Raw genomic sequence first — 2,619 nt, 5'->3', positions numbered from 1 at the left:
CGATAAGGATGCGCACAGTTTGTTCGCTGCTCTCGGCTTCCTCAATGGCTCGTTTTTCAATACAAGTGCCCACCCTCAAAACTCAACTGCCATGCTGATACTTTTGAACGCCACATCAAAACACCGCTTGTTGAAGAGCATCAAAATCACGGGAGCCGTTGGCATCGCATTGGCCATGCAGGCATGCAGCTCATCAGGCCAACGTCCAGCCAGCCCCGGAGCCAAAAGCCTTCAAAAAACACAATGCATCCGAGAAATTCCAGCGCGTTACCAAACCATCAACAAAAAATCACTGATAGCCCCTGAAACCCCGCGAGAAGAGGTCATTCCGGCCCAATACCAAACAGTGCTGCGATGGGTACTGGAGGAAAACGGGCGGGCGCAATCGCGGGAGATGCCAGCAAAGCAAATCGCCTTGCCCTTCAGATCGGTACAACAGGGACCGCAGGTCACGACCAAAACACGCGCACCAGAAGTTCGAGACATTCCCGTCAAGGTTCACACAGGCACACCCCAAATGGTTTGGCGTCGGGTTTGATGCGAGCGTGACCTGTCTCGACCACTGATTGAAAAGTTGCAGATCGCCCTCGTTTCCGCCGGACAAGATCTCGGAAAGCCGGATGGCAAACTGGGCCAGAAGACGTGGCGCGCCATCCAAAGCTACCAAAACAAGCAAGGACTGGCGGTGGGCATGTTGTCTTTTGAAACACTCCAAGGCTTGGGCGTTTCACACACCAACAGCAACTGATAGCAAACCATCACCCTGGGTGTGGCCAAGCTGTTGGCAGGCTCGCAGAAAGACTTCTGCCAGGGCTTGCCACCCAACCCTCGCCCCACGAACACTGGGATACAGACATGCGTGTTGCCACCGATCGATCATCTGGGTTGTGACAGATAGCCACCAAAAGAGCAGGAAGTCACTTCCTGCTTCTTTGATTTTTCTCTGTTTTTATCACTTCAGTTAATTAGGATTGCAAATTTGTAATTGCCCATAATCCATAATCCATAGTGAAACTCTTCAGTACAACCGTTAGAAATGTCTTTGGTGCTCTCTCTGCGCAAAAGCTTCGCGCAGAGCCAGGCCAATCCATTCACCTGACGGTGGACGGTCAACCCTTTACAGGCCAACAGCACATCAATGGCAAAGCCGTACGACTTGTCCGCAAAGGCCGCACGCTGGAAGTCCAACTGGACGGTCGGACCGTTGCCGTGGTCGAAGATTTCTATGCTGCACCCACCGAAGGTGGCCAGGCCAACACCGCCCAACTGGTGGGCGTCGACCCATTGGCGCTGGACTTGCCCGACACCCTGAGCGCGCAACCCTTGCAAGCTGAGCTGAGCCCCGCGCAGCTGCAGCAGGCGACCACACTGACATATGCCCAGCCCACGAACCCCCTGCACGGCACCCAATGGGCACAGGCCGCGATAGACACCAAGACCGATGCGAGCGCTTCAGACACCAAGACCGATGGGCGCGCGCCAGACTTCAACCCGGTAAACCTTTTGGACTTGATTTCCACATTGGCCCTCGTGGGTGCCGGCTTGTGGGGTAACATAAGTAACAGAACTGATGTCGACCGCACCGGTAACATAAGTAACAGAACTGATGTCGACCGCACCGTCACAGGCCAGTTCATGGCCGGTCCGCTGGTTTCTGGCCACGGCCTCAAAGTCCAACTGTTTCAGGCCGACGGGACGACAACCCTCGGCGAACCGGTGGGTTTGACCGCACAAGGTCAGTTCACCGCCGTGGTCAAAAACTACACCGGTGTGGTCATCGCCAAAATCATCCTCGACAGCGATGCCAGCCCCGACTACCTCGACGAAGCCTTGGGTACAGGCAAAGACCTCAACACTGTCCTCATGGTCGCAGGCGAGCTCACCGCAGGCTCCACCAGCATCACGCTCAACATCAACCCGCTCACCACCGTCGCGGTCGTGAAAATGGGTGCCAACCCCACAGCCGCCAAAGTCGCCGACACCAACACCCAGGTGGCGACAGCCTTTGGCCTGACCGACCCGGCCGGCCTGACCGGCATCAACGTGGTGCCTGCCGTCAGTGGCAGCACCTACGACTCCGCCGATGGCCTGACCCAAGGCGAACTGTACGGCGCCATATTGGCTGCCATGTCGGGCAAGGACCGCGAAAACAGTGGCAACTCCCAAACCACCATTGACCAAATTGCCGCAGGCGTCAGCGGCACCACGCTGAGCCCAAGCGCCCAAGCCATCTTGGTCCAAGGTGCTACCTCGGCAGACACCCAAGTTGCGGGCGACCTGCGCACCGCTCTGGCCAAACAACTGGCGCCGATAGACGCCCTGCCAGCTGACATTTCCAATGTGCAAGTGACGGACTTGACGCCCCTCCGCATGGCCCAACTCAGCAGCGCGCAACTGGCTACACTGACGACAGCACAAGTGGCACAACTGACAGCCAACCAAATCGATGCTTTGAGCCCCGCCCAAATAGCGGCCTTGGGCACAGACCTGTCATCGCTGAGCACTGCGGCCATGGCCAGCATCGACCCCAGCCAAGCGGCTGGGATCACCTCCACCCAGCTCGACAGCTTTGACACGGCAGATATTGCTGCGCTCGCTCCTGCAGCCGTGGGCGGCCTG

At 57.5% G+C, this 2,619-nt stretch carries 2 protein-coding genes; both read left to right on the top strand.

Annotated features, from left to right (window positions below):
• Window positions 1-550: 550 nt before the first annotated feature.
• Window positions 551-748 carry a peptidoglycan-binding domain-containing protein gene (locus Q0341_RS15280; RefSeq protein WP_366522774.1) on the top strand — a complete coding sequence of 66 codons (198 nt, stop codon included), beginning with the start codon at window positions 551-553 and terminating at the stop codon, window positions 746-748.
• Between the two features lie 353 nt (window positions 749-1,101).
• A partial coding sequence (locus tag Q0341_RS13455) for a hypothetical protein (RefSeq protein ID WP_299514267.1) occupies window positions 1,102-2,619 on the top strand: 1,518 nt, incomplete at its 3' end.

Origin of the sequence: uncultured Limnohabitans sp., from assembly GCF_937889215.1 — a bacterium.
Lineage (GTDB): Bacteria > Pseudomonadota > Gammaproteobacteria > Burkholderiales > Burkholderiaceae_C > Limnohabitans_A.
The sequence above is the reverse complement of the archived record's forward strand: the minus strand, read 5'-3'. Positions and strand labels throughout refer to the sequence as shown.